The organism is Bacillota bacterium (assembly GCA_012727955.1).
In the GTDB taxonomy this organism is placed as follows: Bacteria; Bacillota; Limnochordia; order DTU087; family JAAYGB01; genus JAAYGB01.
This window is the reverse complement of sequence record JAAYGB010000057.1, coordinates 1-3,305: the sequence shown is the minus strand read 5'-3', so window position 1 is coordinate 3,305 and position 3,305 is coordinate 1. Positions and strand designations below refer to the sequence as shown.

2 protein-coding genes, 1 tRNA gene and 1 pseudogene are annotated in these 3,305 nt (G+C 50.6%); 1 reads left to right on the top strand and 3 read right to left on the bottom strand.

The features are described from left to right. Positions 1-154 precede the first annotated feature (154 nt). Positions 155-233 (top strand) — tRNA-Arg (locus tag GX030_09430). Positions 234-490: 257 nt separating this feature from the next. Here the strand turns inward: GX030_09430 and GX030_09425 are convergent. The 3 genes and pseudogenes from GX030_09425 to GX030_09415 form a co-directional block, all read right to left on the bottom strand. Further along, positions 491-1,270 (bottom strand): AAC(3) family N-acetyltransferase, encoded by a 780-nt coding sequence (locus GX030_09425; protein ID NLV92594.1) that lies wholly within the window; start codon positions 1,268-1,270, stop codon positions 491-493. Between the two features lie 66 nt (positions 1,271-1,336). After that, positions 1,337-1,803 (bottom strand): annotated as a pseudogene (locus GX030_09420) (NUDIX hydrolase). A gap of 71 nt (positions 1,804-1,874) precedes the next feature. Next, positions 1,875-2,978, bottom strand: coding sequence for a DUF4037 domain-containing protein (locus GX030_09415; GenBank protein ID NLV92593.1), 1,104 nt, complete (start codon positions 2,976-2,978; stop codon positions 1,875-1,877). Positions 2,979-3,305 lie beyond the last annotated feature (327 nt).

Sequence of the window (3,305 nt, the reverse complement as noted above, 5' to 3'; positions counted from 1 at the left end):
CTTTGATGTGGCGTCATACCTATTGGAAGAGGCATGTGGGACTTAGTAACTAGATTTGCGTAAGCTCTAGGGCTGTACTCTTAAAAGGATACTCTTGCGGAGAGTACCTTGTTGTATAATGACGACAACAAGCTCTACAAAAGCTTTTCTGGATGGCCAAACCGTAGCTCAGGGGATAGAGCAGCGGTTTCCTAAACCGCGTGCCGCAGGTTCGATTCCTGCCGGGGCCGCCATAGACATATTTAGAACCCTCTGCCTGCACTACCTAGGCAGAGGGTTTTATTTATCCGGATATTCATCAAGCAAGAACGATAGGTGAGTTCATGGGTTAATTGGTCAGGACGGTTTTATAGAACTTCCAGCGGATGTAAGTCTTCTGCTGAGCGATAAGGTAGTCGATAGCCTTCTACCCGAAGATAAACCCATAGGTGCTTACGATTTTATCTACGGAGCAGTATTCTTGATCGGCTGACCCAGTCCTATATCAGCTCTAGCGATACCACTCCTCCGGGATCGGCCTGTCATCTAAGAAGAGATCGGGATTACGCCTTAGAAATGAACTCGTTAGGTCCACCATAGGTACTACATCACAAAGAATGGTTCTAGCATCGCCAAACCTACCAATGCGGGCAATACCCTTGCTGACTAAGGGAGCCTCCAGTTTCCCGTAGTTGCTGGATACATCGGTAATCGGGTTGTAATGTCGATATAGAGGACGGTCTAACAGGGTCCCGGCGGGAGTAAGGATTTTCAAGGGTCGGGGCTCTGCAGTCAACCGATTGGGAATATTGTTCCACTCCTCGACGCCGTGAATAATCGTATTGCGGGTTAAGTCACAGCCGATAAACAGAATCTTGGCCCGCCGATCATATAGTTTCCCCCAACACCCTTGTCGCGGGCAAGGGGTATCCCACTTCTCCTCGCCCGCGACATACTGCTCAGCATCCTTTCCCAGTGCCGCCACGGAATGGGTCGGATGCCAAGAGCGAATTACCCCGGGGCGCTTCCTAAAAAGCTCTGTCAGAATTCCCACACACGAGGGTTCGTTAGCCACATCAAACACGTTATATTCGCTGTTAATCTGCTTCCACGTGTGCGTGGGAAAGACCAGCAACCCATCCTGCATGTAGTCGATAAAGGCATCCAGAACAGTATCGGCTCCGCCTTCCACTGGGCCGATGGCCTTCATCGACGAATGGATGAGAAGTGTGTCTTGGGATTTAATGCCTAACTGACTAATGTGATTGATTAGCTGTTCCTTGGTATACATTGCACCCTCCGCTCCCCTCGCGTCTATTCTCCTAAGAGTGTGGTGACGGCCTGACCTGCTAGTGGCTCAACAGGCTCGAGCCCTGAACTTGTCCCAATACATATCGATTATCCTTCGATGGCTTTTGACAATCTGTCCCTGAAAACCACTTAAGTCAACGAACCTATAGTCAAGGGACTCACTATCGTTGAAATTCAAGATCCCTTTGAAGACACGGGTAGTGTAGGCCACAGTGACAGCGCAAAACTGGTCCCCGTTAGGCAGCTCAACGAAATTATCTTGGTCTGAGAGGATTCCAACGAAGTCCAGTTCCTCGATGGTAAGTCCCGTTTCTTCATAGACCTCACGCCGGGCTGTGTCTTCGATGACCTCACCCAGTTCCATTAGGCCACCGGGTAGCCCCCAGGCTCCGTGGGGATGGTAACGCTGTTGAAGTAGAATACTTTCCGCATCATCGACAATAATGGTTACCGCCCCCACCAAAATTAGCGGCCTCGCCCTACTATAGCTCGCAGCTCCTCAACATAACCCATGGATGATGCTCCTCCTAGCCGGTGATACAGGGTCCGTCGTTGTCAGCAAGAATCGCCCATCCACCCACAAACTACCGGAAGATGATCTCCCCAATGCTACGACACAGAAGAATATCAGTAGTCACATCGGTGGCATCGACAAACTGATCAACGGCACCAATGAACCCTTTCCCTTGGAGCCGTTGGTCACTAATTTGCTCGAGTAGAGCCTCACTAAAGCGATGGGCGTACAAGACCCGGTAGGGCCGGTCAAAGAAACACTTGATATCCGCCTCTATTCTTGGCGTGATACCCAGTTCATTGAACATGTCCACTAGGCTCTGGTATGAAGCGATTAAGTATTCCTCCCTCTCCTGCCAACTGTGGGCCTCTAGGATTTTCAAGAAGTTCTTCGTCAGCCTCGGGCCGCATTCAAGGGTGGAAAAGGCCGTCCCCAACCACTTGCTGTAAGGCGCATATCTGCGCTCCATCAGAAAACAAAGCCGCATCATATCCCAGATCAACCTTGAGGCGATCAGCCTTGAGCCCAACTCGTCGTTCAATTCACCGCAGCGTCCCATGAAGGGCTCCTCTTGGGACAGCCGCATCCACTGAGCCGCCATCCGATACAACCACACATCCTGAGGGTAATAGGCTAGTCTTTCCCGTAGGGATACTAATTGGCCCACGCCATCATGGAAAACTTTGCCACTGGTAAATTCCAGCAGTTTCTGTTCCGGCCAGGATAACCAGTGGGCGATATCAATGTCCTCTTCCGGCTTTATCCCTAAATGGGACTGGACATAGGCCTCGATAGTAGTAATCCTGATGTTGTGGTTGACCTCATCTCCCCCATTGAATTCCATTTGCCTGGTTCCCCCATCGGCTAGGTCCGGCTCCGACCAACCAACGGGATACCCCATAAACTCCTTGGGCAAGCTCCTTCGAAGGCATCGGTCTAGTTCCGCTCCCACGGCTTGGTAGTCAGGCCCTGAGAGAAAGAGCTGCAGCCGAAGACCCCAATCATGATCCCGAGAGCGAGGAGTATCGAAGCCCAGGACATCGGACCCGGGGCCAATTAAGGCCGCCGAATAGTCTAGGGTGGGAAACTGGGAAGCGATGATCTCTCGGACAATCTGGTGATAGAACCTTTCATTTAGCTCTAATCCTGGTACAAACTCGGCATTGATGTCCACTATATCCCTCCTAATATGCAGGCTGTTCCCCGCTGAAGACAACTGTAGCGAGGATCTAGCGCAATGGGTGTATCTCCCCTTTGGCTCGTGAAGACCCTGACCTTCTTGGATTGTAGGAAATAACAAGACAAGATACTCTCAACATGCAAAGGGGAAATATATCCTAAATTATTTCCCGGGAAATGATATTTCCCCAAAGTTCTTGGGAAATATTAGGATGTAACCACAGAATCCTAGTTAGCGGCAGAACAAAAGGCCGCCCGAGATCGTGATGGACGGCCAATAGATTAGTCCTTCGGTTAGCAACAGTACACCTTGACCCTGATT

Bases quoted from the DNA above. Each gene is read 5' to 3' on its own strand.
- GX030_09425 (NLV92594.1), bottom strand. From the start codon at position 1,270: ATGTATACCAAGGAACAGCTAATCAATCACATTAGTCAGTTAGGCATT.